Source organism: Kineococcus rugosus, assembly GCF_050871975.1.
Lineage (GTDB): Bacteria > Actinomycetota > Actinomycetes > Actinomycetales > Kineococcaceae > Kineococcus.
In genome coordinates, this window is record NZ_JBJLSJ010000001.1 from 157,876 (window position 1) to 182,251 (window position 24,376).

The following is a 24,376-nucleotide window of genomic DNA, read 5'->3' on the forward strand; positions in this document are numbered from 1 at the left end:
TGCTCGACGGTCAGCGGTGCTGGGACTCGTGCCACGACAGCGCACGACGCTCGACGGTGGTGACGACCAGCAGCATGAGCGACCCCATCGCGGCCAGGCAGGCGATCGCGGCGAACACCCGGTCCAGCTGGGAGTTCGAGCTGGCGACGCTGATGAGCGTCCCGAGGCCGGCCTGGGCACCGGCGGCGGAGAACTCCGCGACGATGGCCCCGACCAGGGACAGCGGGAACACCACGCGCAGGGCCGAGAAGAGGTACGGCAGGGCGCTGGGGAACCGCAGCCGCAGCAGGACGTCCAGGCGGGAGGCGTCCACGGTCCGGAACACCTGCAGGACGTGGCGGTCGACCGAGCGCAGTCCCGTGACGGTGTTCATCAGCACCGGGAAGAACGTGATGAGCCCGGTGACGATGACCTTGGGCAGCACGCCGAACCCGAAGGCCACGACGAGCGCGGGGGCGATCGCCACCACGGGGGTGACGTTGAGGATGACGGCCAGCGGGATCAGCCCGCGCCGGAAGATCGTCGACTCGCAGACCAGCACCGCGAGCAGCGCGGCCGCGACCCCACCGGTCAGCAGCCCCAGCAGGGCCTCCTGCAGCGTCGTCCAGGCGTTCGACAGGTACAGCTCGGGCTGGTCGAGGAACTGCCGCCCGACGCTGGGCAGGGTCGGCAGCACGTACGGGTTCTCGCGCGCCACCCAGGTCCAGGCGGCCGCGGCGGCCAGCAGCGCGACGACGGTGGGGAGCCAGAACCTCGGGTGGGCCCCGCGCAGGGCGCCGCTCACGCCACGTCCCGCCCGGAACCGGCCAGCGGGTTCCAGGCCGTCTCGAGGATCTGCCGGACGCGGTGCTCGTGGTCGTGCATGGCGGTGGAGTCCAGCAGGCCGTGGTGGCGCGGCCGGTCGAGGTCGACCTCGACGACCCCGGCGACCCGGCCGGGGGCGGCGGCCATGACGACGACCGTGTCCGAGAGCAGGACGGCCTCGGCGATGGAGTGGGTGACGAACACGACGGTGGTCCGCAGCTCCTGCCAGACGTCGAGCAGCTGCAGCTGCGCGGACTCGCGGGTGAACTCGTCCAGCGCCGAGAACGGCTCGTCCATGAGCAGGACGTCGGGTTCGAGGGCGAAGGCCCGCGCGATCGCGGTGCGCTGCTGCATGCCGCCGGACAGCTGCCCGGGGCGGCGGTGCAGGACGTCGCCCAGCCCCAGCCGGGTCAGCAGCGCCACCGGGTCCGAGGCCAGGCCGCGCTGGGGCTCGCGGCCGCGCCCGGCCCGCCGGTTGACCTTCTCCAGCACCCGGACGTTGCCCAGGACGTCCAGCCAGGGCAGCAGCGCCGGGGCCTGCGGGACGAACCCGACGACCTTCGCGGCGCGGGCCTGGGCGGTGGTGCGCCCGCAGATGCGCACGGTCCCGCGGTCGGGTTCCTCCAGGCCGGCGATCATCCGCAGCAGGGTGGACTTGCCGCAGCCGGAGGGGCCGATGACGCTGACGAACCGGCCCCGCGGGACCTGCAGGTCGACGTGGGCGAGGGCTTGGACGGCGCGCTGGCCGCTGCCGTAGGTCTTGCAGGCGTCGCTGACGGCCACGAAGGGCAGGTCGGACGGCTGCTCGCTGGGCATGGCGCGACCCTATCCGGGCGCGGGGGCCGGTCGGGGCCCGACCCCCGTCCTGCTTGAAGGTTGAAGCAGCAGGGTCACCCGGACGGCCGCCGCTACCGTCCCGGGGTGGACACCGTGCGCTCGATCGTGCTCTTCGCGCTGGCCGCCGTGCTGGAGATCGGCGGCGCGTGGCTGGTGTGGCAGGGCCTGCGCGAGCACCGCGGCCTGGTGTGGGTCGGGGCCGGCGTCATCGCCCTGGGCCTGTACGGCGTCGTCGCCACCTTCCAGCCCGAGGCCTCCTTCGGGCGCGTCCTGGCCGCCTACGGCGGCGTGTTCGTCGCCGGGTCCCTGGCCTGGGCCGCGCTCGTCGACGGCTACCGGCCCGACCGGTACGACGTCGCCGGCGCCCTGGTGTGCCTGGGCGGGATCGCGCTCATCATGTACGCGCCCCGTCCCGGCTGACCGCCGCCGCCGCCGTGGGTAGGGTTCCGGGGTGGACGCACGGGCGCAGAGGAGCTTCGGGCGCCTGTCGGCCGCCGTGCTGGAACTGGCCGCGCACGGCGCACCCGAGACGCTGTCCGTCGCCGAGGTCGCCCGCACCGCCGGCGTGCACCGCTCGACGTTCTACGAGCACAGCGAGTCCCCGTCCGCGCTGCTGCGGGCCGTGCTGCGCGGGGAGCTCGACGAGGCCCGCGAGCGCCACCTCGGCGGCGGCGGGGACCGGGACTGGGCCGCGGCCGTGCGCGCCACCACCCTCGAGGTCCTGGCCCACCTCGAACGGCACCGCGCCGTCTACCTGCGCAGCCTGGGCAGCCCCACCGACGGCACGCTGCGCACGCTGCTGTCGGAGCACTTCCACGCCTCCATCCTGCTGCTCGCCGAGCGCGGCGCCCTGCGCTCCCCCGTCGCCGACGTCGACCTGGTGGCCCGGTACGTGGCCGAGGGCACGGCCGGGGCGCTGTCGGTGTGGCTGACCCGCGAGGTGCGCGACGCGGACGACTTCCTGGTGGCCTTCGCGCGGCTCGTGCCGTCCTGGTGGCCGCTGAGCGCCTGAGGCGGCGCCGGGAGGGGGAACGACGAAGCGGGTGCCCACCCCGTGAGGTGGACACCCGCTGCGATCCGGTCGGGCTGACAGGATTTGAACCTGCGACCCCTTGACCCCCAGTCAAGTGCGCTACCAAGCTGCGCCACAGCCCGAATCGATGGTGCTGGTACTACCCGGCCCCCGTCTTGCGAGCCGGGTAGAACCTTACCTCATCGCTTGCGCTTCTCCCGCACCCGCACGCTCAGCTCGATCGGCGTGCCGACGAAACCGAACTCCTCGCGCAACCGGCGCTCGATGAACCGGCGGTACCCGGCCTCCAGGAAGCCGCTGGCGAAGACGACGAACCGCGGCGGGCGGGTCGAGGCCTGCGTCCCGAACAGGATGCGGGGCTGCTTGCCGCCGCGGACCGGGTGCGGGTGCGCCGCCACGATCTGCCCGAGGAAGGCGTTGAGCCGGCCGGTGGGGATGCGCGTCTCCCAGGACTCCAGGGCCTGGTCGATGGCCGGCACCAGCTTCTCCATGTGCCGGCCCGTCTGCGCCGACACGTTCACCCGCGGGGCCCACGGGATCTGGACGAGCTCCTTCTCGATCTCGCGCTCGAGGTAGTGCCGGCGCTCCTCGTCGGTCAGGTCCCACTTGTTGTAGGCGACGACGAGCGCGCGACCGGACTCCACGACGGTGGAGATGATCCGGATGTCCTGCTCGGCGATCGGCACGCTGGCGTCGACGAGCACGACGGCCACCTCGGCCTTCTCCAGCGCCGTCTGCGTGCGCAGCGAGGCGTAGAAGTCCGCGCCCCTGGTCAGGTGCACGCGGCGGCGGATGCCGGCGGTGTCGACGAAGCGCCAGGTGCGCCCGCCCAGCTCGATGAGCTCGTCGACCGGGTCGCGGGTCGTGCCGGCCGTGGGGTGGACCACGACGCGCTCGGAGCCGGCGAGCTGGTTGAGCATCGAGCTCTTGCCGACGTTGGGCCGGCCCAGCAGGGCCACGCGCCGCGGGCCGCCCTCGGGCAGCAGCCCGCCACCGACCGCGGACACCGCGGGCAGCACCTTCACGGCCGCGTCGAGCGCGTCCCCGGTGCCGCGCCCGTGCAGGGCCGAGACGGGGAACGGCTCCCCCAGCCCCAGGGACCACAGCTCGGCGGCGTCGGCCTCCTGCCTGGGGCCGTCGACCTTGTTCGCGACCAGGACGACGGGACGCCCGGAGCGGCGCAGCAGGCGCACGACCTGCTCGTCCCCGGCGGTCGCGCCGACGGTCCCGTCGACGACGAACATCACGGCGTCGGCCAGCTCGATGGCCAGCTCCGCCTGGTCGGCCACGGCCAGGTTCAGCCCCTCGGCCTTGGCCTCCCAGCCGCCGGTGTCGACGAGGGTGAAGTCGCGCCCGGCCCAGTTCGCCGGGTACGCCACGCGGTCGCGGGTGACGCCGGGGACGTCCTCGACGACGGCCTCGCGGCGGCCGATGATGCGGTTCACGAGCGTCGACTTGCCCACGTTGGGGCGGCCGACCACGGCCAGCACCGGCAGCGGGCCGGTGGGGGCGTCCTCCTCGTCCGGGGCGCCGTCGGCGTCCAGGAGCGCGACGTCCTCCTCGGACAGGTCGTACTCCTGCAGGCCGACGCGCAGCGCCTGCTCGACGTTCTCGTCGGGGACCGCACCGGGGTCCCGGGGGTCGTCCTGCGGGCCGTCCTGGGTGGTGTTCTGGGTGGTGTTCTGGGGGGTGTCGTCGGTGGAACTCACCGGGTGCCTCCTGGCACGTCGTCGGACGCCATCTCGCCGAGCCCGAGCTCGTCGGCGGCTTCGTCATCGGGAAGAGCGATCCCGGTGCGCTGCAAGGACTCCAGCACGTGACCGGAGAGCTTCACGCGGACCTGCTCCACGGCCTCGGCGAGGGCGACGCGGCCCGGGACGCCGGGGGCGCGCACGACCGTGAACGGCTCGCCGAAGCAGAACGTGAGCTTTCGGCGCACCGGCGGCACCGACCGGCGGGGCTCGCCGGGCAGGTGCGCGCCCAGGCACGCCACGGGCACCACCGGAGCCCCCGACTGCAGGGCGATCCAGGCGATGCCCGACCGGACGCTGGCCGCGTCCCCGCGGCCCCGGGTGCCCTCGGGGAACACCCCGGCGGCGCCCCCGGCGGCCAGCACCGCCAGCACCGACTGCAGGGCGTCGCGGTCGCCGCGGCTGCGGTCGATCGGGATCTGGCCGGCCTGCAGCAGGGCCCACCCGACGAACCGCTTCAGCGGCGGCCCCTCGAACATCTCCCGCTTGACCAGGAAGTGCGCCGGGCGGGGCGTCACCCCGTACAGCAGCGGGCCGTCCATGATCGAGGCGTGGTTCGCGGCGAACAGGACCGGGCCGGTCGCCGGGACGTTCTGCGCCCCCAGCACCGTCGAGTCCCAGGCGCCGTGCGCGAGCACCTTGCCGACCAGGCGGGTCCACGCGAACGGGGCGCCGGGCACGCCGCCGTCGGCCGGGGCGCGGTTGGGTCGCAGCCTCACGCGCCCGCCCCCCGCCCGCGCGCGACGACCTCGAGGACCGCCGCGACGGTGCCCTCGAAGTCGAGGTGGGTGGAGTCGACGGTCACGACGCCGTCGGCGGCCGTGGTGAACGCGGTCGTGCGGGAGTCGAGCCGGTCGCGGTCCACGACCCCGCGGCGGGTCGCGGCCAGGGCCGCCTCGTCGGCCGTCCCGAGGTCCTGCTGGGCGCGGCGGGCCAGCCGCACGGACTCCTCGGCCGTCAGCAGCACGCGCACGTCCGCCTCGGGGGCCACCACCGTCGTGATGTCGCGCCCCTCGGCCACCACGCCCGGCGCGCGCCCGGCGGCCGGGGCCAGGCAGGCGGACTCGATGAGCGCGCGCTGGCGCAGGACGAGGTCCTGCCGCACCGCCGGGACGGAGGCGACGGCGCTGACGTGCCCGGTCACCTCCGCCGTGCGGACGGCCTCGGTCAGGTCGGTCTCCACCCCGTCGACCACGACCGCGACGGTCGGGGCGTCCGGGTCGGTGCCCACCGCGAGGGCCACGGTGCGCACGTGCGCGGCGACGGCCGCGGCGTCGTCCAGGTCGACGCCGGCCCGCAGGGCCGACCACGTCACGGCGCGGTACATCGCCCCGGTGTCCAGGAACCCGACCCGCAGGGCCCGCGCCACGGCCCGGCTGACGCTGGACTTCCCGCTGCCGGACGGGCCGTCGACGGCGACGACGAGCGCGCCGGTCACGACGGGCACCTCGTCGGTGGCGTCCGGGGACGCGACGGGACCGCTGGGCGTGGGGGTGGAGGACACCGGACGAGGTTAGTCGACGCGGCCCCCTCCCCGGGAACCCGCCGCCGGTCAGCCCGGGACGGTCCAGCCCCGCGCGCGCAGCGCCTCGGTCAGCGGGTCGGCCGCCGCGGGCAGCACGTCGATGCTGGCCAGCGCCACGGCCTGCCCCTCGGAGTGCTCCAGGCGCAGGTCCTCCAGGTTCACCCCGGCCTCCCCCACGTCGGTCAGCAGGCGCCCCAGCGCCCCCGGGCGGTCGGGGACGACGACCACGACCGCGGTGTACAGCGCGGGGGCCGAGCCGTGCTTGCCGGGGATGCGGTCGCGGCCGGCGCCGCCGTCGGCGATCGCCCGCGCCAGCCGGATGCGGGCCCCGGGGGCCGCGGGGTCGGCGGCCAGGGCCCGCAGGGCGCCGATCACGTCGTCGAGGTCCCGGCGCAGCGCCTCCAGCACGTCGGCGACGGGACCGGCGTTGCCGGCGAGGATCTGCGCCCACAGCGCCGGGTCGCTGCCGGCGACCCGGGTGACGTCGCGCAGGCCCTGCCCGGCGAGCCCGACGGCCGGTTCGGAGGCCTCGCGCAGCCTCGCCGCGACCAGGCTGGAGGCGACCTGCGGGGCGTGCGAGACGAGGGCGACGGCCTCGTCGTGGGCGTCGGCGGCCATCGTCACCGGCACGCCCCCGCAGTCGACGGCGAGGTCGTGGACCGCCTGCACCGCAGCGGGCCGGGAGTCCCCGGTGGCCGCCACGACCCACGGCCGGCCGGCGAACAGGTCGGTCCGGGCGGCCACCGCGCCGGACCGCTCCCGGCCGGCCATCGGGTGCGAGCCGACGTACCGCGACAGGTCCGCCCCCATGGCCCGCAGCGCCGCCAGGGGGCCGCCCTTGACGCTCGCGACGTCGGTGACGACGGCGGCGGGGAACCGGTCCAGCTCGTCGGCCACGACGTCGGCGACGACGTCCGGCGGGCAGGCCACCAGGACCAGCGCCGGGTCGTCGCCGTCGGCGGCGAAGCGCCCGGCGCCCAGGTCCCGGGCGATCGCCACGGCCGTCGGGGAGGGGTCGGTGAGCACGACGTCGACGCCGCGCAGGGACAGCGCCAGGGCCGCGGAGGTGCCCAGCAGCCCCGTCCCGACCACCCGGACGGTGCCGGCGGTGCGGGGCGGGGCGGCCGCGTCGAGGGTCACTGCGCGATCACCGGTCGGTCACTGCGCGATGTCGCGCCGCAGGGCCTGCGCACCACCCAGGTAGACGTGCCGGACCTCGCTGCGCGGGCGGGTGGTCTCCACGTGCGCCATCAGGCGGATCACCCGGGGCATCGACCCGGTGATCTCCAGCTCGCGGGCGCACATCAGGGGCACGTCCCCCATGCCGAGCTCACGGGCGGCGACGGCGGGGAACTCGGAGTTCAGGTCGGCGGTGGAGGTGAAGATGACGCTGATGAAGTCGTCGAGCGTCAGGTCGTTGACCCGGATGACCTCCGAGACGAGCTCCCGGGTCCGCGCCAGCACCTCCTCGCGCTCGTCCACGTCGACCTGCACCGCACCACGAACCGCCCGCACCGACACGGGCCGAAGGGTACCGGCTGCCCCCACCGGCCCGGTCACAGACCCGCGACCGCCATGAGCTGCTGGACCTCGCCGCGGGTCAGGCGCCGGTTCTTGCCGGGCTTGAGGTCACCCAGCACGATCGGGCCCATCTGGACGCGGACGAGCTTGAGGACGGGGTACCCCTCGGCCTCCAGCAGGCGGCGGACGACGTGCTTGCGGCCCTCGTGCAGGACGACCTCGACGAGCGCGTAGCCCGGCTTGGAGTCGACGAGGCGGAAGGAGTCGACCGCGACGGGCCCGTCCTCCAGCTCCACCCCGGCGCGCAGGTTCTTGCCCAGGTCGCGCTTGACCGGGCCGCGGACCTCGGCGAGGTACGTCTTCTTCACCCCGAAGGACGGGTGCTGCAGGCGGTGCGTCAGGGCCCCGTCGTTGGTCAGCAGGATGAGCCCCTCGGTGTCGAGGTCGAGGCGGCCGACGTGGAACAGGCGCTGCTCGCGCGGGCCCACCATGTCGGCGAGGTTCAGCCGGTCCTGCTCGTCGTACATGGTCGAGACGACGCCCTTGGGCTTGTTCACCATGATGTAGACGAGCTCGTCGTCGATGCTGAACCGCATGCCGTCGACGTGGACGACCTGGCGGGCGGGGTCGATGCGGACGCCGAGCTCGGTGACGACCTCGCCGTCGACGGTGACGCGACCGGCGGCGATCATCTCCTCGCACGCCCGGCGCGACCCGGCCCCGGCCTGGGCGAGGACCTTCTGCAGGCGCACGCCCTCGGGGTCGTGCACGTCGACGCCCGGGCGGGCCTTGGGCTGGGCGGGACCGCGGCGGGGCGGCTGCGGCGCCGGCGCGATCCGGTCCGTCATCCGCTGGGCCGCGCCGCGGCGCTGACCGGGCTTGGCCGCGCCCTTGGGCGCGCCCCCGCGGGTGCCCTGCCCCTTGGGGGACTGGCCCTTCGGGGACTGGCTCTTCGGGGACTGGCCGCGGCCGGTCGCGGGTCGCTGGGGGCGGCCCTGCCCTCGGCCGCCGCCTGCGCGGGGTGCCTGCGGGCTCATGACTGGTCCTCCGTCTGCTGGGGGTTCTGCTGCGGGTCGGACGGCGGGTGCGCCGGGTCCGACCCACCATTGTCGCTCAGCTCCGGGGCCTGCTCGACCGGTCCGTCCCCGGCCGCCGCCTCCCCGGCCCCGGCGGGCGCGGACCCGGCCAGCACCTCGGCCGGTTCCAGGTCCTCCACCGACACCTCGTCGGGCAGGAACGGCGCCAGCGGCGGCAGGTCCTCCAGGGAGTCCAGGCCCATGCGCTGCAGGAACTCCTCCGTGGTGCGGTAGAGCGTCGCCCCGGAGGTGGCCTCCACCCCGGCCTCGCAGACCAGCCCGCGGGTCAGCAGGGTGCGCATGACGCCGTCGACGCTGACGCCGCGCACGGCCGAGACGCGGGCCCGGCTGACCGGCTGGCGGTAGGCGACGATCGCCAGCGTCTCCAGCGCCGCCTGGGTCAGCTTCGCGGTCTGCCCGTCCAGCAGGAACGCCTCGACGACGTCGGCGTGGTCGGCGCGCGAGTACACCCGCCACCCCCCGCCGACCTCGCGCAGCTCGAACCCGCGGCCCTGCTCGTCGTACTCCCCGGCCAGCTCGCGCAGCAGCAGGTCCACCTCGTCGGGCTGCTCACCGGTCGCCCGGGCCAGCGCCGCCGCGGTCACCGGCTCGTCGGCGACCATCAGCACCGCCTCCAGGGCGCCGCGCACGCGCCGGCCCGGGTCGTCGTGCTCCGGCGGCGCCGCGGCGCCGCTCCCCCGCCCCGCGCCTGCGCCTGCGCCTGCGCCTGCGTCTGCGTCGTCGACGTCGCTCACGGTGCGCCCCCCTCCGTCCGTCCCCCGCCGGCCGTCCCGGCGGGACTGCCCTCGAACTCGTCCAGCCCGGCCGGCAGGGCCGCCGCGGCGTCCGGCCCGGCCGCCGCGTCCCCGTCCCAGCGGACGGTCAGCTCCCCCAGCGCCTCGTCCTGCTCCAGCCGCACCCGCCGCTCGCGGAACAGCTCCAGCACGGCCAGGAACCGCGCCACGACGACCAGCGTGCCCAGCTCCCCGTCCCCGGCATCGGCGACGAGGTCGGCGAACGACGCGGTCCCGCTGCGCCGCAAGCGGTCCACCACCAGCAGCGCCTGCTCGCGGATGCTCACCGAGCTGGCGTGCAGGTGGTCGAGCGCGACGGCCGGGACGGGCCGGGGGGTCAGCGCGCGGGCGGCGAGCGCGGCGAACTGCTCGGGGCTGACCCGCAGCACCAGCTCGGGCAGCAGCTTCTCGAAGTGCGGTTCCACCGCCACCGCCCGCGGCACCCGCCGGGAGGCCTGCGCGAAGCGGTCCGCCAGCAGCTGCGCGACCTGCTTGTAGGCGCGGTACTGCAGCAGCCGGGCGAACAGCAGGTCCCGCGCCTCCAGGAGGGCGAGGTCCTCGGGGTCCTCCACCTCCGCCGCCGGCAGCAGCCGGGCCGCCTTGAGGTCGAGCAGGGTCGCGGCCACCAGCAGGAACTCGCTGGCCTCGTCCAGGTCCCAGTCGGCCCCGCCCTGCCGGGCGGCCTCCTGCGCGGCGCGGATGTGCGCGATGAACTCGTCGGTCACGCCGGCCAGCGCGACCTCGGTGACGTCGAGCTGGTGCTTGGTGATCAGGCCCAGCAGCAGGTCGAAGGGGCCGGTGAAGTTCGGGAGGGTGACGGTGAAGCCGCGCCGCCCGCCCGAGTCCTCCGGCGGGGCCGCGCCGCCCGTCGTCGCCGGCGCGTCCGGCCCGGGGGCGGCGGGGGTCCGGGGCGGTGCGCTCACGGCCCCCACGGTAGCGACCGGACGGGTGAAGCCGGTCACCGTCGGTGCGTGCGTCCGGGTGGTCCGGCCGCCGGGCCCGGCGCCGGGCGCCCCGGCGGCGCCCAGCATGGGTGGGTGCGTCTCCTGCTGACCCTGCTGCCGCCCGCCGGGCGCGCACCGCGCGACGTCGCGGTGGAGGTGGGCGAGGACGCCGCGGTGGGCGACCTGGCCCGCGCGCTCGGCGTGCAGGACGCCCCCCTGTTCCTGGGGGCCGACGCCCTCGACCCGGCCGAGCCGCTGCGGCTCAGCCGGGTCCGCAGCGGCGTCGTCCTGGGGACCGGCGCCGCCGTCCCCGACGTGCTCACCGAACCCGACGGGGTGGTGGAGCTGCGCGTCGTCTCCGGCCCCGGCGCCGGGCGGGTCCACCGGCTGCGCACCGGGACCGTGCACGTCGGGTCCGACCCGGCCGCCGACGTCGTCCTCGGCGCCGGGCCGCCGCGGGCGGTGCGGCTGACCGTCGCCGCCGACGGCGCCGTGCGCGTCGAGGCCGACACCGCCCTGACCGCGGCGCTGCGCCCGGCCCCCGCGCGGCGGCGACGGCTGCCCGGTCCGCTGGTCGTGCCCGCCCCGGCCCTCGCCCCCACCGGTCGCCGCGGGCGGCGGCGGGCCGCGCGCACCGGCCCCGCCGACCCCGTGCAGACCCTCGACCCGGACGCCGGGCGCCCCCTGCTCAGCCTCGAGCGTCGCCCGCTCACCCCGTCCCAGCCGTGGCCGCCCGGCGCCCAGCTCGTCGTCGGCGGGCAGGACGGCCCCGGCACCGTGCTGGAGCTGCGGGCCGCGGACAGCACCCCCGACGCGGTGCTCGGCCCGTCCCCCCGCGGCGCGACGGTCGACGTCAACCGGCCGCCGCGGCTGCTGCCGCCGGCCCGCCCCAGCGGGTTCGCCCTGCCGCCCGTCCCCGCCCGCCCCGACAAGCAGGCGATCGGGTGGCTCACCGTCCTGGCGCCGCTGGTGCTGTCGCTGGCGCTGTACGCCGCGACCCGCTCGCCCTACACGCTCGCCTTCGCCGTCCTGTCCCCCGTGATGGCGATCGGGAACGTCACCACCTCCCGCCGGCAGGCGTCGCGGCGGTACCGGCGGGAGCTGGCCGCGCACCGCACCCGCTCCGCCGCCGTCCGGGCCGACGCGCACGCCGCGCTGCTGGCCGAGCAGCGCGCCCGGCACGCCGCGGCCCCGGACCCCGCGACGGTGCTGCTGACGGCCGTCGGGCCGCGGGCGCGGCTGTGGGAACGCCGCCGCGAGGACCCCGACCGGCTCGCGACCCGCCTCGGGACCGCCGACCAGCCCAGCGAGGTCACCCTGGCCGACCCGGCGCGCGCCGCCCACGAGGGCCCGCTGCGCTGGAGCGCCCCCGACGTGCCCGTCGTGGTGGACCTGGCCACCGCCGGGGTCCTGGGCCTGGCCGGTCCCGCCGGCCGGCGCGGCGCCGTGGCCGGCTGGGTGCTGGCCCAGCACGCGGTGCTGACGAGCCCGGCGGACCTGCGGGTGGTGCTGCTGAGCACCGCCGCCGACACCCGCGGGTGGGACTGGGTGCGCTGGCTCCCGCACGCCCACCGCGAGGACGCCGGACCCGGCGCGGGCGTCGCCGCCGGCGTCGACGAGGCGTCCTGGGCGGCGCGGGTGTCCGAGCTGACCGACCTCGTCGGGGCCCGGCAGGCGGTGCGCGGCCGCCACCGCGACGCCGCCCCGGCCGGCCCGGACGTCCTCGTCGTCCTCGACGGGGCGCACCGGCTGCGGGCGCTGCCCGGCGTCATCACCCTGCTGCAGGACGGCCCGGCGGTCGGCGTGCGGCTGCTGTGCCTGGACGACGACGTCCGCGCCCTGCCCCAGGAGTGCGCGGCCGTCGTGGAGTTCGCCGCCGGCGGGGCGGCCACCGTCACCGTGACGGGGGCCGAGGTCGTCGAGGACGTCCGGCTCGACGAGGTCGCGCCGGGGTGGTGCGAGCGGGTCGCGCGGGCCCTGGCGCCGCTGCGGGACTCCTCCCGCGAGGACCTCGCGGCGAACCTGCCGACGTCCTCCCGGCTGCTGGACCTGCTCGGCCTCGACCTGGGCGCCGACGCCCTGCCCGGGGAGCTGGTGCGCCGCTGGGGCGCCGGCGGGCGCACGACGCTGGCCCCCGTGGGGCACGGCCCCGACGGCGTGCACGTGCTGGACCTGCGCGCCGACGGCCCGCACGGCCTGGTCGCGGGCACCACCGGGTCGGGCAAGTCGGAGCTGCTGCAGACGATCATCGCCTCGCTCGCGGTGGGGAACCGGCCCGACGAGTTCACGTTCGTGCTCGTCGACTACAAGGGCGGGGCGGCGTTCGAGGACTGCCGGGACCTGCCGCACACCGTCGGCCTGGTCACCGACCTCGACGGGCACCTGACGACCCGGGCGCTGGTGAGCCTGGGCGCCGAGCTGCGCCGCCGCGAGCACCTGCTCGCCGCCGCCGGCGCCAAGGACGTCGAGGACTACACCGCGGCCCGCGACCGCGACGGGGACCTGGAGGCGGTGCCGCGGCTGCTCATCGTCATCGACGAGTTCGCCGCGCTCGCCGCCGAGCTGCCCGACTTCGTCACCGGCCTGGTCGACATCGCCCGGCGGGGCCGCTCGCTGGGGGTGCACCTGCTGCTGGCCACCCAGCGGCCCGCGGGCGTCGTCAGCGCCGAGATCCGGTCGAACACGGCGCTGCGGATCGCGCTGCGCGTCACCGACGTCCAGGACAGCCAGGACGTGCTGGACGGGCCGGAGGCGGCGCGCATCCCCCGCACCACCCCGGGCCGGGCGTACTCGCGGTCCGGCACGTCGTCGCTGACGGCGTTCCAGGCCGCCCGCGTCGGGGGCCGGGCCGGGGCGGGGGCCCGCACGCGCGTCGGCGCGCTGGCGCTGGCGGCCGGCCCGGCGGACCCCGGCGACGCGCCGGACCCCGACGCCGAGGAGGGCCCGACCGACCTGGCCCGGCTGGTGAGCGGGGTACGCACCGCCGCGGGCTCGCTGGGCCTGGGCCCCCGGCGCAGCCCGTGGCTGCCCGCGCTGCCCGAGCGCTCGGTCCTGCCCGGCGGCGAGGTCGTGCGGGGCACCGTGCCGGGGCTGCGGTTCGGCACGGTCGACCTGCCGGCCGACCAGCGCCGCGACGACGCGGTGTTCTCGCTGACCTCCGGCTCGCACCTGGGGGTCGTGGGCGCCTCCCGGTCCGGGCGCTCCTCGGTGCTGCGGGCCCTGGCCGGCGCCGTCGCGTCGACCTGCCACCCGGCCGACGTCCACGTGCACGCGATCGACTGCGGCAGCGGAGCCCTGCTGCCCCTGACGGCGCTGCCGCACACCGGGGCCGTCGTCACCCGCGACCAGGTCGACCGGGTCGCGCGGCTCACCGACCGGGTGCGCGCGGAGATCGCGCGCCGGCAGGCGCTGCTGGCCGACCTGGGTTTCGCCTCGGTGACCGAGCAGCGCGCGGCCGCCGACCCCGACGACCGGCTGCCGCACCTGCTCGTCCTGCTGGACCGGTGGGAGGGTTTCGTCGCCGCCTTCGAGCCGCTGGACGGCGGCCGCCTCGTCGACGCCTGGCTGCAGGTCCTCGCCGAGGGCGGCGCGATGGGCGTCAGCGTCGTGGCGACCGTCGACCGGACCGGCCTGGTGGGGCGCGTCTCGACGCTGCTGGACGACAAGCTGGTCCTGCGCCTGACCGACCCGGGCGACTACGGCGCCATCGGGCTGCCGAGCCGCCAGGTGCCCGCGACCGTGCCCGCCGGCCGGGGTTTCCGGGCCTCCCCCACCGCCGAGCACCCCGTCGAGACGCAGGTCCACCTCCTCGTGGAGGACCCCGCGGGCACCGAGCAGGTCGCTGCGCTGCAACGGCTCGGACGGGACGCGAGCGCCCGGGCGGGGGACCTGCCCGCCGCGCTGCGACCGTTCCGGGTCGACGTGCTGCCGACGCGGCTGACACTGCCGCGGGCCCGGGCGGAGTTCGCCGCGGGCGGCCCGGACCGGCTGGAGGTGGCGGTCGGCGGGGACGCGCTGGGGCTGCGGGGTTTCGACCCGCTGGAGGACGGCCCGGGCCTGCTGGTGGCCGGCCCGCGCCGGTCGGGGCGCAGCACGGTGCTGCTGGCGCTGGCCGAGCAGGCGCTGGAGCGGGGGTTCCGCGTGGGCGTGGTGACCGCCCGGCGCTCGCCGCTGCGCGGGCTCGCCGACCGCGCCGGGGTCCTGGCGTGCCTGACGACGGAGTCCGACCGGGAGGCCGTCGCGGCGGCGACGGCGGCGCTGGCGCCCGGGGCGGGGCTCGCGCCGTCGGTGCTGCTGGTCGACGACCTGGAGCTGCTGGGGCAGGACGGCGTGCTGGCCGACGCGGTGAGCGCGCACCTCGACTCGTTGCGGGACACCGGGTGCCTCGTGGTGGGGGCCGGTGGCCTGGAGGAGCTGCAGGCGATGTACCGGGGGCCGGTGACGGCGCTGAAGCGGGGCCGTTCGGGGATCCTGCTGACGCCGCGGTCGGTCAACGACGGCGACCTGTTCGGGATGCGGTTGTCCCGCAGCGTGCTCGGTGGCCCACCGGGCCGGGGCTTCCTGGTGCGCGGCGGGTCCGGGGAGGGCGTGCAGGTCCTGCTGCCCTGACCGTCGCGTTCCCGGGGCGGCCGCTCCGGGGTCGGGTCGTGGACCCGTCCCGGGTGCGGTCGTCGCGCGCCGGGCCGGCCGTCCTGGTCGGCGGGGTGACGCTGCCGAGGGCGGCGCTGGAGTGGGCCGGGAGGTGGACGCGGCCTCCCGCGACGGCCGCGACCTCGTCCTGCTGCGTCCCGGCGGCTGCCGCGGCGGCGGAGCGCGACCGGGAACGGCGCCGGGCAGGTCGCGGCTCGGTGGGCGGTCGACGAGGAGCCGACCGCGGCCGGTCCTGTCGCGCGGGTCCGGGACGGCCGGTCGCAGGTGCGCCGCGCGCGGACGGCTGACGCGGCCGGCGGGGACCGCGGTCAGTCCCCGAGCCGGCCCAGCTGCGCGTAGTCGGCCTCGGTCAGGGTGAACGCGCGGCCGCGCACGCCCAGGACGCCGAGGTCGACCGACCCGTCGGCGCCGCAGCCGAACCGCCAGCGCGCGGCGGGCACGTCACCGACGACGAGCACCGCGAACGGCGTGCGCCCGGCGGCGACCAGCGCGTCCAGCCGTGCGGCGTCGGCCGGTGAGGGCGGGCCGGACAGGACCACGACGTGCGGGCGCGGGCGGGTGGCCTCCCGCGACCGGCGGCCGAGCAGGACGCCGTCCAGGCCCAGGGCGCGGGCGGTGCGCTCGTGCTCGGCGGCGACCTGCTCCAGCTCGTGCAGCAGGCCGGCCAGCGCGGGCACGTCCCGCAGGTGGCCGGGCGCGAGGTCGGCGTGCGGGTCGGCGAAGCCCACCAGGTGCACCTGCACGCCGTCGGACCAGGCGTTGACGGCCAGCTCGGCCGCGGCCGACAGCGCCAGCCCGTGGGCGGTCGCGTCGTCGCCGCCGAGGGCGACCAGGCCCGGTGCGGCCTCCAGGTCGACGAGCAGGTCCTCCTCGCCGGCGCGGGCGACGTCGACGAGCGCGGGGTAGGGCGCCGCGGGACGCCCGGCGACCGGGGCGGCCGCCTCCAGCTCCTGCCGCTGCACCGTCCAGGTCGTCCCCCGAGCCGTGAACGGGGGCGGGGCGGGCAGCGCGGGGACGGCGGCGAAGTGCAGGTGCAGGGCCCGGGCCCCGAGGCGGGCCGCGAGCAGCTCGGGCAGCACCGCGCGCTGCGCGTCGGCGGCGGCCGCGAGGTGGCGCAGCGCGCGGTCGAGGAACGCCGCGCGGTCGGGGTCGTCCAGCCCGCGCTCGGCGGGGGCGGCCACCTGGTCGCGGCGGGTGCGGCGGGTCGCGGCGAGCAGGCCGACGGCGACCAGCCCCCCGGACAGGGCGCCGCGTTCGAGGACGCCCGGCGACTCCGGCGCGTCCTGGTCCGGCGCCGGGGCGGGGGCCGGTGCGGGGGCGGGTGCAGGGGCCGGGGCGGCGGCCGGGGCGGGCAGGGCCGCCGTGGCGCCGGTCGCGTCGGCCGGCAGCAGGAGCGTCCAGCCGGGCCGGACGAGGTCGGCGTCGACGAGGCGGGCGCCGTCGGGCTGCACGCGGTCCCGGTTCAGCTCGAAGATCTCGGGGTACCGCAGCGGGTCGCCGAGGGTGCGCTCGGCGATGTCCCACAGGCAGTCGTGGTGGCGCCCGTGCGGGGGCTGCACCACGTACACCACGGGGGCGGCCGCGTCGGCGGCGGACGGTGCCGCGGACCAGGACACGTCGGGTGCGGCGGCCGCCCGGGCCGCGCCGGCCTCGGCGCCGGTGGCGCCCGCGGTGGCGGACGTGGTGGCGGACGTGGACGCGCTGACCGCGACCGCGTCGATCACGGTCGCGGTGCCCGGTACCCACACCGCGCCGGCGGCCAGCAGCAGCACCGCGCCCACCAGCCGCTGCGCGAGCAGCTGGCTGCCCCCGCCGAACGGCACGGCGGCGGCGCGGGCGCCGACGGCCCAGGCGCGGAACTCGGCCGCGACGCACACGGCGAAGTGCACCCACGCCCCCCACAGCACGACCGCGAGGACGTCGAGGACGGCGGTCGCGGACAGCTCGGCGTCCAGCCACCCGCGCTCGGGCAGCGTGCCCGGCAGCGGGTTCCCCACGAGCACCGCCAGGGCCCACGGGACCCCGGCCAGGACGGCGAGCAGGACGGCGGCGGCCGCCAGACCGCGCACGACCTCCCCGGCGCGCTCACGGGGGGTCAGCGGCGCGCGGGGCAGCCGGGCCGCCGGGCGGCGGCCGGTTCGGGTCGGGGTGGCGGTGCTCACGTCGGGGCCTTCCGGGTGCTCAGGGGGCGAGGGGGACGACGAGGGTCTGGATCTCGGTGACCCGCAGGTCCAGCTCGACGGGACGTTCGACGGCGCGCACGTCGTCCCAGGTGGCGCCGGCGTCGGCGCTGACCTGGATCCGCCAGTGCTCGGTCCCGCGGACGGGGTAGGTGTCGGGGCGCGTGGTGCTGCGCCCGGCGGAGGTCTGGCGGTAGGCGAACGAGCAGACGTCCTCGCCCGTGCGGTCGGTGGCGCCGGCCTCCAGGGTCCGTCCGGACCCGGTGCACCGCACGGAGGGGCGGCCCGGTTCGCCCGTCCGCACCTCCAGGTGGTCCAGGACGCCGCGCATCCGCGACAGGCCGGCCTCGATCTGGCGGCCGTCCGCCCCCACGACGGAGAACGCGACGGTCTGCCCGATGCGCGGGGTGCGCGACGGGGAGGTCACCAGGGTCCCCCGGTCGATGTTGCCCTGCCGCTCGACCCGGTCGAGGTAGGCCCGCTGCCCGGTGGTCAGCTCGGACCAGAACGGCGGCCGGGTCGGGTCGCTGCGCCGGAACTCGACCTCGCGGGTCGTGAAACCCAGGTCGTACGTGGGGGCGAGGGTGACCGGGTTCGGCGACGTCGTCAGGCACGCCTCCAGGAACGTCTCGAGGGGTTCGACCGGGACCGTCTCGGTGGGCGTGGGGGTGAGGATCTCGGTGGGGGTTGCGGTGGGGGTTGCGGTGGGGGTTGCGGTGGGGGTTGCGGTGGGGGTTGCGGTGGGGATTGCGGTGGGCGTCGGCGGGACGGGTGCCGTGGGCTGGCCCGTGGGGGTCGCCGTGGGAGTTCCCGTGGGGTCGGGCGTCGGCGTGGGCTGGGTCGCGGACCGGACGAGGGGCCGGGCGGAGGGCGGCGCGGGGGGCTTCGCGTCCTTCGGGGTCAGGTTCGCCTCGCTGCCGCGGGGCAGCAACCAGCACGTCGGCACCGGGGCGCCGGCGAGCAGTTCGCGGTAGCTGCGCGCCGTTCCCCCGCCGGAGCACCGCATCCAGTACCCGCCGGTCGCGCTCGTGCGGTAGCTGCACGCACCGACCGAGCCGAAACCGTCACCGGCGGCACCGGACAGCAGCCGCGCGCCGCCGGCCTCGGCGGCCTGCGCCGGGACGGTCCCCGCGGTGGCGGCCACGACGGCGAGCGCGCCGAGCAGCGCGCCGAGCCGGCGCATCAGAACCGCTCCGGCACGACGTCGGCGGCCGTGCACTCGCCGCCGTCGGCGACGACGTCGTCCACCAGCCACCGGTCGTCCACCCGCACGACCACGGCCCGCGCCGTGCCGTGGTGCTCGGCGTTCAGGGGCTGCCCGCTCGTGCGGTCGACCTGCCACCCCCTGTCCTGCAGGCACACCCGCAGTTCGACGCGGTCGTCGGCGGGCCGCTGGAACTCCAGGACGCCCGAGGGGTACGGCCCCGGCATCCGGTCGCCGAGGTTGTCGGCCAGCAGCGGCAGCGCCCAGGACCGAGCGGCCGGGGTGAGGGTGGCGGTGAACCCCGGGACGGCCGCGGGATCGGCCGAACCCGCGTTCACCGCGAGGGCCTGCTCGCGCAGGTACCCGCGGAAGGCGACCACCGCGGCGTCGCCGTCGAGGCCCGTCGCCGGGGCGGGGCTCGCCGACGCCGTGACCGGGGCCGGGGTCGCGGCGGCGACGGGGGGCGCGACGTCGGACGGGCGCGAGCACGCGGCCAGGGTGAGCAGCGGCAGCACGAAGGCTGCCTTCACGGTGTTCCTCACTGCGCGTCCTCCTCTCGGGTTCCTTCGAAGGGCCGGGCCCGGCCGTCACCGGCGGCCCGCAGTTCCTCCACGCCCACGATGCCCAGCAGCGTGGGCGCCAGGACGATCTCGACGTGCGTCTGCACGACGATGCGACGACCTCCCGGGTCGCCGGTGGCCGTGGTGCCCCGGAAGCAGTTCCCGGGGTCGACGATCGGGGCGCCGGAGGCCGCGGCCGCCCGGCAGTACGCCGTGACCCGCTCGGCGACCTGCCCCTCGGGCAGCAGTTCCAGGTCGTCGGCGTCCAGGTCGATGGCCGCGGCCCCGGCCCGGGCGGCCTCCTCGGCGTAGGCGACGGCCCGCCCGCGGGCCGTGAGCTGGCGGGAGGCGTCGACGACCAGTCCCGCCAGCAGCAGCAGCACCAGGGCCAGGACGGGCACGGCGGGGGCGATGGAGCCCTCGTCGCCGCGCAGGCGGTTCACGACAGCTCCCGGTTCGGGTCCAGCGGCGAGGAGAACGAACTGCTGACGCTCAGGTGCCCCGGCAGGCCGGGCAGGCCCAGGTCGGCCACCGAGTACGTGCAGCGGGCCGTGACCGTCACGGGCCGGCCCGCGGCGAACTCCGGCACCGGTTCCACGACGAGGCTGTCGGCGCAGTCCCCAGGACCGACCGCGTCGTGCACGACGGCGAACGCGCGCTGAGCCGCGGCGTCCGCCGAGCGGGACGTGGTGGCGGCCCGGGCGGCGTCGCGGACCCCGGTGTCGAGGGTCGCCGAGACCGTCGACACCCGCGCGTAGGCCAGCAGCAGCGCGATGAGCAGCAGCAGCGCGGGGGCGACCAGCGTGAACTCCAGGGCCAGCGACCCCTCGTCCCGCCTCACCGGGTGTTCCCGAACCGCTCGACCGTCCCGGTGGCCCGCTGGGTCGTGGTCAGGTCCAGGCCCGGGACGAGGCTGACGACGTGCCCGGTGACCTGGACGGTCACCGAGGTCCCGTCGGCGCTCCAGCTCGTGCCGGCCCGCGGGGACAGCAGCGACTCCCGGCCGACGCTCGTCGCGAACTGCTCGACGTGGGCCCGCACGACGGGGTCGGCGGCGGCGGCGAACTGCTCGTCGGGGACGACGCGCAGCTGCGCGACGCCCTCGCGGGCCGCGGCCAGCGCGACCGAGCGCCCGTAGGCCCACAACCCGACCTGGATCCCGAAAAACACCAGGAGCAGGAACACGGGGGCGATGAACGCCATCTCCAGCGCCGCCGAACCCCGGTCCCCGCTCAGCTGCAGGCGGTGCCCACGGCCACGGCCGCGCACTTCTCCAGCGCCTTGCTCTTGTCCCCCACGATCTTGTAGATCGCGCCGCCGATGAGCGAGGCCGCCACGACCACCACGGCCGCGATGATCGCCCACTCCAGCGCCGAGGCGCCCGCGTCGCGGCCCGTCGCCGCCGCCCGCCGGGCCCGCGCCGAGAGGATCCGCGCGCAGCGGACGAGGAACGTGGAGGACATCGGTTTCTCCTTCGAAGGGGTCGTTCACGAGGTGGCCATGAGGTTGTGGACGGCGGGGAACGCGAGGAACACCATGAACGCGGTGCACAGCACGAGCTGGGCGACGAGCATGGACTGCGACTTCTCCCCCGCCTCCCCCTCGACGTCGGCCATGTCCTTGCGCCGCAACGTGGCCGCACGGGCCGCGAGCGAGGCGCGGATCTTCGCGCCGTCGTCGGCCGCGAGCGCGAGCGCCCCGGCCATGTCGGTGAGCTCGGTGACGGCGAGCTCGGTGCCGAGTTCCCCGAGCGCCTGCCAGGGGGTGTTCCCGGACAGCCGGGCCCCCGACAGCGCCTGCCGGATCCGGACGAGGGCCCAGTAGTCGCTGACCGAGGCCGAGCTCAGCAGCGCCTCCGGCAGACCGCGACCGCCGGCGAGGTTCATCGCGACGAGGTCGGAGAACACCCCGACGACCCGCCGGAAGTCCTTGCGCCGGCGGGCGGCCTCGCCGCGCAGGGCCAGGTCGGGCACGAGGAAACCGGCACCGCCCAGCACGATCGCCAGCGACAGCGGCACCCCGCCGGGCAGCGGGACGCCGAACGCGCGCAGCACGAACCAGCACACCGGGGCCAGCAGGAGCAGGACGAGACCGGCCACCACCTTCGTGGCCAGGAACTCACCGGTGCGCCGGCCCAGGACGGCCAGGTCGGCGCGGGTGCGGCGCAGCCGCCAGCCCCGCTCGGCGGCCAGCACCTCCAGCCGGTCGGCGACCCGGGCCATGCCGCGCCCGAACGCGGCGGAGATCCCGAACAACCCGCGGTCGGGGGCCGCCGAGGCGGCGGCCTCGGCCGCGGACAGCACGGTGCGCTGGTTCGAGCGGCGCGCCCCGTCGTAGCGGGCCACCTGCACCGGCACCGAGGGGCGCGGGCGCACCAGCGCACCGCACAGCACGGCCAGTCCTGCCGCGGCCGCGGCGCCCGTCCCGAGCGCCAGCTGCAGGTCGCTCACCGCGCACCCCCCGCCCCGAGCAGGAACCGCTCGTGGGTCTCCACCCGGGCCAGGCGCCGCAGCCACGTGAGCCCGGCGACCATGAGCGCCGCGACGAGGACGAGGGCCAGCTGGCCGGAGAACGTCGAGTACGGCGCGACGTAGTCGCGGTTGAACACCGCCAGCAGGCCCATGACGCCCAGCACGATGAGCAGCACGATCTGGACGCTGCGCCGGATGCTGCGCCGGCTGGCCTCGATGCGGCGGCGGACGTCGAGCTCCTCGCGGGTGGACGTCGCCAGCGCGGTGAGGACGTCGCGCAGCCCGGGCCCGCGCAGGCGGGCGTTCAGGACGAGCGCGGCGACCACGACGTCGGCGCTGGGGTCGTCGACGTCGTCGGCGAACCGCTGCAGCGCCTCCGGGAGGGGTTCGCGGATGCGCAGCCGGTCCACCAGCAGGTTCAGCGCCGGGCGCAGCGCGGGCGCGGACGTGCCCGCCGTCGCCGGGATCGCCTGTTCCAGGCCGATGGCCCCGGCGATGGTGTCCCGCAACGACTCCGTCCAGTTCGCCAGGGCGTCCAGCCGCGCGATGCCGCGGTTCTCCTCGGCGTTGCCGCCGAGCAGTCGCTGCCAGCCGGCCACGAGCAGCCCGATCCCGATCCCGGCCACCACCCAGCGGGTCAGGACGAGGGTGAGCAGCCCCGCGCCGAGGCCGAACAGCGCCTGCCGGCCCAGCCCGGCGCTGCCCCGGCGGCCGGGCCGGCCGCTGGGACCCGGGACCCGGCCGCGGACACCGAGGACGGTGACGACGACCCCGAGCCCGGCGGCCGCCGCGGTCAGCGCGACGAGGACCTCCGGGGCCACCGCGGCCAGGGGGTTCACGGGGTTCCCGGGGTTCACGCGCCCCACCGCTCCACGACGGGGGCGACGTACCCGGCGGCCTCGAGGTCGTCGGCGCACTGCAGCGGCGCGTGCGCCCGGGCCACGCCGTCGGCCCCGGCCACGAACACCTCCGAGCTCAGCACCCGGCCGTCGACGCCGGTCACCTCGCGGACGCTGGCGACGACGCGGCGCAGCCCGCCGCCGAGGTGGTAGGTGTTCTGCTTGTCCAGGAACACGACGAAGTCGACGGCCCCGGCGACGAGCATGTGGCTGGCCTCCACGGGCAGGTGCTCCTCGGCCTGCAGCGCGTACGTGGCGATGCGGTTGAACACCTCCGCGGAGGAGTTCGCGTGGATCGTGGACAGCGACCCGTCGTTGCCCTGGCTCATCGCGTTGAGCATGGTGACGATCTCGTCGCCCAGGACCTCCCCGACGATGACCCGGCTGGGGTTCATGCGCAGCGACCGGCGCACGAGCTCGGCCATCGTCACCCCGCCGACGCCCTCGGAGTTCGGCAGGCGCTCCTCGAACGCGACGGCGTTGGGGTGCTCGGGCTGGGTGTCGAGCCCCAGTTCCAGCGCGCGCTCGACGGTGATGATCCGCTCGTGCGGGGGGATCTCGGCGGCCAGGGCGCGCAGCAGCGTCGTCTTCCCCGAGTTCGTCGACCCGGCGATCATGATGTTCTTGCGGGCGCGGACCGCGGCGCGCAGGAACTGCGCGAGGTCCTCGGTCATCGACCCCGAACGCACCAGGTCGGCCAGCGACGCGCTGGACAGCCGGGCGCGCCGGATGCTCAGCGCGGGGCGCTGGCACACACCCATCACCGCCGACAGGCGGGACCCGTCGGGCAGCCGCAGGTCCAGCTGCGGGTTCGCGGCGTCGAAGGGGCGGCTGGTCAGCCCCACCGTCGAGGCGAGGACCTGGACGAGCTCGACGAGGTCCTCGTCGGACTCGGCCACCGGGCCGTGCAGCTCCTCGCGGCCGTCGGCGTAGCTGACGAAGACCCGGTCGAAACCGTTGACGTCGACGTTCTCCACGTCGGGGTCCTCCAGCAGCGGCTGCAACCGGCCCACCCCGAACAGGGCGGCGACGATCGCCGCGGCGACGGCCTCCTCCGCGGCGGCCGACGGGGGCGTGCGGCCGGCCTCCAGCTCGGCGCGGGCGTGGTCCTCCAGGACCTGCACGACCAGGGAGCGGGCGAACTGGCGCTCGTCGGCGCCGGACATGGGCCGCCGGCCGGCGTCGTCGTCGCGACGGCGCTGGGCGCTGAGGCGCTCGGCGACCGCGCCGCGCAGGCGGCGGACGAGGTCGTGGTCGACGCGCTCGCGGTGGGTGGGGGTGGCGGTGGTGGTGCTCACGCGGCGCCCGCCCCGGCCGGGACGCGCCCGGCGGTGGTGGCGGTGGCCTCCGCGGCGGCGGCGAGCGTCGCCACCACGGTGCGCCCGGCGCGGACCAGCGCGGTCCGCTCGGGGCGGGCGGTCCCGGCGCCGGCGAACACCGCGGCCCCGGCCGGGTCCAGCGGCAGCCGCCCGAGGTCCTCGACCGCCGGGCCCACCAGGACCCCGGCGCAGTCGTCGGCGCGGCGCGCGGCCCGGCGCAGGTCGCCGACCACGACGACGCCGGTGCGCGGCGACGACCCGTCCGGGCGGCGCAGCGCACCGCCCAGGACCCGCAGCCGTTCACGGGCGTGCAGCACCGCGGCGACCTCGGAGCGGACCAGCGCGACGACGACGTCGCTGGCGCGCAGCAGGTCCAGGTGGACCGGGTCGGCCCCGACCCGCCCGGCGTCGACGAGGACGTCGAAGGGCCCGGCGGAGTCGTGGGAGGGGCCCTGGCCCAGCTCCCGCAGCGCGCCCCCGAGCGCGGACCACACCGGCCCGGCGGCGGCGGACTGCTCGGGCCCGCCCACGCCGACGACGACGCGCGAGCCACCCGCGACGACCTGGGCCTGGTCGAGGACCTGGGCGGCGCGCAGGCCGCGGCGGGCGGTGGTCAGCAGCGGCAGCAGACCGCGGTCGGCGTCCAGCGGCGCGCCGTCGGGGCCCGGGACGCGGGCGGCGAGGTCACCGCCGGCGGGGTCGGCCTCCACGAGGACGGCCGGGCGCGGCCACAGCGCGGCGGCGAGCAGGGCGGTGGTCGTCACGCCCGGGGAACCCTTGGCGGACAGGAAGGTCACGACGGCCACGA

General features: G+C 77.2%; 24 protein-coding genes and 1 tRNA gene. 3 read left to right on the forward strand and 22 right to left on the reverse strand.

Features of this window, described 5'->3' with window-relative positions; genetic code table 11:
* Positions 1–10: 10 nt before the first annotated feature.
* Together ACRYM6_RS00790 and ACRYM6_RS00795 are read right to left on the reverse strand one after the other, a co-directional pair.
* Complete coding sequence (locus ACRYM6_RS00790) at positions 11–784, reverse strand: ABC transporter permease (protein WP_432540475.1); 774 nt, start codon at positions 782–784, stop codon at positions 11–13.
* On the reverse strand, positions 781–1,620 hold the full coding sequence (locus ACRYM6_RS00795; RefSeq protein WP_432540476.1) for an ABC transporter ATP-binding protein: 840 nt from the start codon (positions 1,618–1,620) through the stop codon (positions 781–783). The genes ACRYM6_RS00790 and ACRYM6_RS00795 overlap by 4 nt, the downstream gene beginning before the upstream one ends.
* A 105-nt stretch (positions 1,621–1,725) precedes the next feature.
* Between ACRYM6_RS00795 and ACRYM6_RS00800 the strand changes: the two genes are divergently transcribed.
* Positions 1,726–2,061, forward strand: a complete 336-nt coding sequence (locus tag ACRYM6_RS00800; RefSeq protein WP_432540477.1) for a YnfA family protein — start codon at positions 1,726–1,728, stop codon at positions 2,059–2,061.
* A gap of 31 nt (positions 2,062–2,092) precedes the next feature.
* Positions 2,093–2,653, forward strand: a complete 561-nt coding sequence (locus ACRYM6_RS00805; RefSeq protein WP_432540478.1) for a TetR/AcrR family transcriptional regulator — start codon at positions 2,093–2,095, stop codon at positions 2,651–2,653.
* A 69-nt stretch (positions 2,654–2,722) separates the two neighbouring features.
* On the opposite strand, the gene ACRYM6_RS00810 is transcribed toward ACRYM6_RS00805, so the two are convergent.
* From ACRYM6_RS00810 to ACRYM6_RS00850, 9 genes are all read right to left on the reverse strand, one after another.
* A tRNA-Pro gene (locus tag ACRYM6_RS00810) sits at positions 2,723–2,796 on the reverse strand.
* 57 nt (positions 2,797–2,853) lie between these two features.
* Entirely contained in the window at positions 2,854–4,383 is a 1,530-nt protein-coding gene (der, locus tag ACRYM6_RS00815) for a ribosome biogenesis GTPase Der (protein ID WP_432540479.1), read from the reverse strand.
* A complete protein-coding gene (locus ACRYM6_RS00820; protein ID WP_432540480.1) occupies positions 4,380–5,144 on the reverse strand; it encodes a lysophospholipid acyltransferase family protein in 765 nt (254 codons plus the stop codon). Before ACRYM6_RS00820 ends, der begins: the two co-directional genes overlap by 4 nt.
* Positions 5,141–5,929 (reverse strand): (d)CMP kinase, encoded by a 789-nt coding sequence (gene cmk, locus ACRYM6_RS00825; RefSeq protein ID WP_432540481.1) that lies wholly within the window; start codon positions 5,927–5,929, stop codon positions 5,141–5,143. Before cmk ends, ACRYM6_RS00820 begins: the two co-directional genes overlap by 4 nt.
* 48 nt (positions 5,930–5,977) lie before the next feature.
* Positions 5,978–7,090, reverse strand: coding sequence for a prephenate dehydrogenase (locus ACRYM6_RS00830; protein WP_432540482.1), 1,113 nt, complete (start codon positions 7,088–7,090; stop codon positions 5,978–5,980).
* Between the two features lie 18 nt (positions 7,091–7,108).
* Entirely contained in the window at positions 7,109–7,471 is a 363-nt protein-coding gene (aroH, locus tag ACRYM6_RS00835; RefSeq protein ID WP_432540483.1) for a chorismate mutase, read from the reverse strand.
* Between the two features lie 35 nt (positions 7,472–7,506).
* A complete protein-coding gene (locus tag ACRYM6_RS00840; protein ID WP_432540484.1) occupies positions 7,507–8,508 on the reverse strand; it encodes a pseudouridine synthase in 1,002 nt (333 codons plus the stop codon).
* Entirely contained in the window at positions 8,505–9,197 is a 693-nt protein-coding gene (gene scpB, locus ACRYM6_RS00845) for an SMC-Scp complex subunit ScpB (RefSeq protein WP_432540485.1), read from the reverse strand. Before scpB ends, ACRYM6_RS00840 begins: the two co-directional genes overlap by 4 nt.
* A gap of 101 nt (positions 9,198–9,298) precedes the next feature.
* Positions 9,299–10,264, reverse strand: coding sequence for a segregation and condensation protein A (locus ACRYM6_RS00850; protein WP_432540486.1), 966 nt, complete (start codon positions 10,262–10,264; stop codon positions 9,299–9,301).
* A 114-nt stretch (positions 10,265–10,378) separates the two neighbouring features.
* Between ACRYM6_RS00850 and ACRYM6_RS00855 the strand changes: the two genes are divergently transcribed.
* On the forward strand, positions 10,379–14,893 hold the full coding sequence (locus ACRYM6_RS00855) for an FtsK/SpoIIIE domain-containing protein (protein ID WP_432540487.1): 4,515 nt from the start codon (positions 10,379–10,381) through the stop codon (positions 14,891–14,893).
* A 350-nt stretch (positions 14,894–15,243) separates the two neighbouring features.
* On the opposite strand, the gene ACRYM6_RS00860 is transcribed toward ACRYM6_RS00855, so the two are convergent.
* Genes ACRYM6_RS00860 through ACRYM6_RS00910 form a run of 11 tightly spaced genes read right to left on the reverse strand, consistent with a single transcriptional unit; the run spans position 15,244 to position 24,374 of the window.
* A complete protein-coding gene (locus ACRYM6_RS00860) occupies positions 15,244–17,097 on the reverse strand; it encodes a LysM peptidoglycan-binding domain-containing protein (protein WP_432540488.1) in 1,854 nt (617 codons plus the stop codon).
* A 19-nt stretch (positions 17,098–17,116) separates the two neighbouring features.
* The gene (locus tag ACRYM6_RS00865; protein ID WP_432540489.1) at positions 17,117–18,298 is read right to left on the reverse strand and encodes a hypothetical protein; all 1,182 of its coding nucleotides are present in this window, start codon (positions 18,296–18,298) and stop codon (positions 17,117–17,119) included.
* Positions 18,298–18,849, reverse strand: a complete 552-nt coding sequence (locus ACRYM6_RS00870; RefSeq protein ID WP_432540490.1) for a hypothetical protein — start codon at positions 18,847–18,849, stop codon at positions 18,298–18,300. The genes ACRYM6_RS00865 and ACRYM6_RS00870 overlap by 1 nt, the downstream gene beginning before the upstream one ends.
* Positions 18,850–18,857: 8 nt before the next feature.
* On the reverse strand, positions 18,858–19,322 hold the full coding sequence (locus tag ACRYM6_RS00875) for a pilus assembly protein TadG-related protein (RefSeq protein ID WP_432540491.1): 465 nt from the start codon (positions 19,320–19,322) through the stop codon (positions 18,858–18,860).
* Positions 19,319–19,720, reverse strand: coding sequence for a TadE/TadG family type IV pilus assembly protein (locus ACRYM6_RS00880; RefSeq protein ID WP_432540492.1), 402 nt, complete (start codon positions 19,718–19,720; stop codon positions 19,319–19,321). The genes ACRYM6_RS00875 and ACRYM6_RS00880 overlap by 4 nt, the downstream gene beginning before the upstream one ends.
* Complete coding sequence (locus ACRYM6_RS00885; RefSeq protein WP_432540493.1) at positions 19,717–20,148, reverse strand: TadE/TadG family type IV pilus assembly protein; 432 nt, start codon at positions 20,146–20,148, stop codon at positions 19,717–19,719. The genes ACRYM6_RS00880 and ACRYM6_RS00885 overlap by 4 nt, the downstream gene beginning before the upstream one ends.
* Entirely contained in the window at positions 20,112–20,342 is a 231-nt protein-coding gene (locus ACRYM6_RS00890) for a hypothetical protein (protein WP_432540495.1), read from the reverse strand. Before ACRYM6_RS00890 ends, ACRYM6_RS00885 begins: the two co-directional genes overlap by 37 nt.
* A gap of 24 nt (positions 20,343–20,366) precedes the next feature.
* Complete coding sequence (locus ACRYM6_RS00895) at positions 20,367–21,329, reverse strand: type II secretion system protein (RefSeq protein ID WP_432540496.1); 963 nt, start codon at positions 21,327–21,329, stop codon at positions 20,367–20,369.
* Positions 21,326–22,207: a type II secretion system F family protein gene (locus tag ACRYM6_RS00900; RefSeq protein ID WP_432540497.1), complete on the reverse strand. Its 882-nt coding sequence runs from the start codon at positions 22,205–22,207 to the stop codon at positions 21,326–21,328. The genes ACRYM6_RS00895 and ACRYM6_RS00900 overlap by 4 nt, the downstream gene beginning before the upstream one ends.
* Positions 22,204–23,547: a CpaF family protein gene (locus ACRYM6_RS00905; protein WP_432540498.1), complete on the reverse strand. Its 1,344-nt coding sequence runs from the start codon at positions 23,545–23,547 to the stop codon at positions 22,204–22,206. Before ACRYM6_RS00905 ends, ACRYM6_RS00900 begins: the two co-directional genes overlap by 4 nt.
* Positions 23,544–24,374, reverse strand: a complete 831-nt coding sequence (locus ACRYM6_RS00910; protein ID WP_432540499.1) for a hypothetical protein — start codon at positions 24,372–24,374, stop codon at positions 23,544–23,546. Before ACRYM6_RS00910 ends, ACRYM6_RS00905 begins: the two co-directional genes overlap by 4 nt.
* Positions 24,375–24,376: the final 2 nt, after the last annotated feature.

Coding starts and splice junctions, on each gene's coding strand:
- ACRYM6_RS00840 (WP_432540484.1), bottom strand. CDS start 8,508: ATGAGCCCGCAGGCACCCCGCGCAGGCGGCGGCCGAGGGCAGGGCCGC.
- ACRYM6_RS00865 (WP_432540489.1), bottom strand. CDS start 18,298: ATGCGCCGGCTCGGCGCGCTGCTCGGCGCGCTCGCCGTCGTGGCCGCC.
- ACRYM6_RS00795 (WP_432540476.1), bottom strand. CDS start 1,620: ATGCCCAGCGAGCAGCCGTCCGACCTGCCCTTCGTGGCCGTCAGCGAC.
- ACRYM6_RS00890 (WP_432540495.1), bottom strand. CDS start 20,342: ATGTCCTCCACGTTCCTCGTCCGCTGCGCGCGGATCCTCTCGGCGCGG.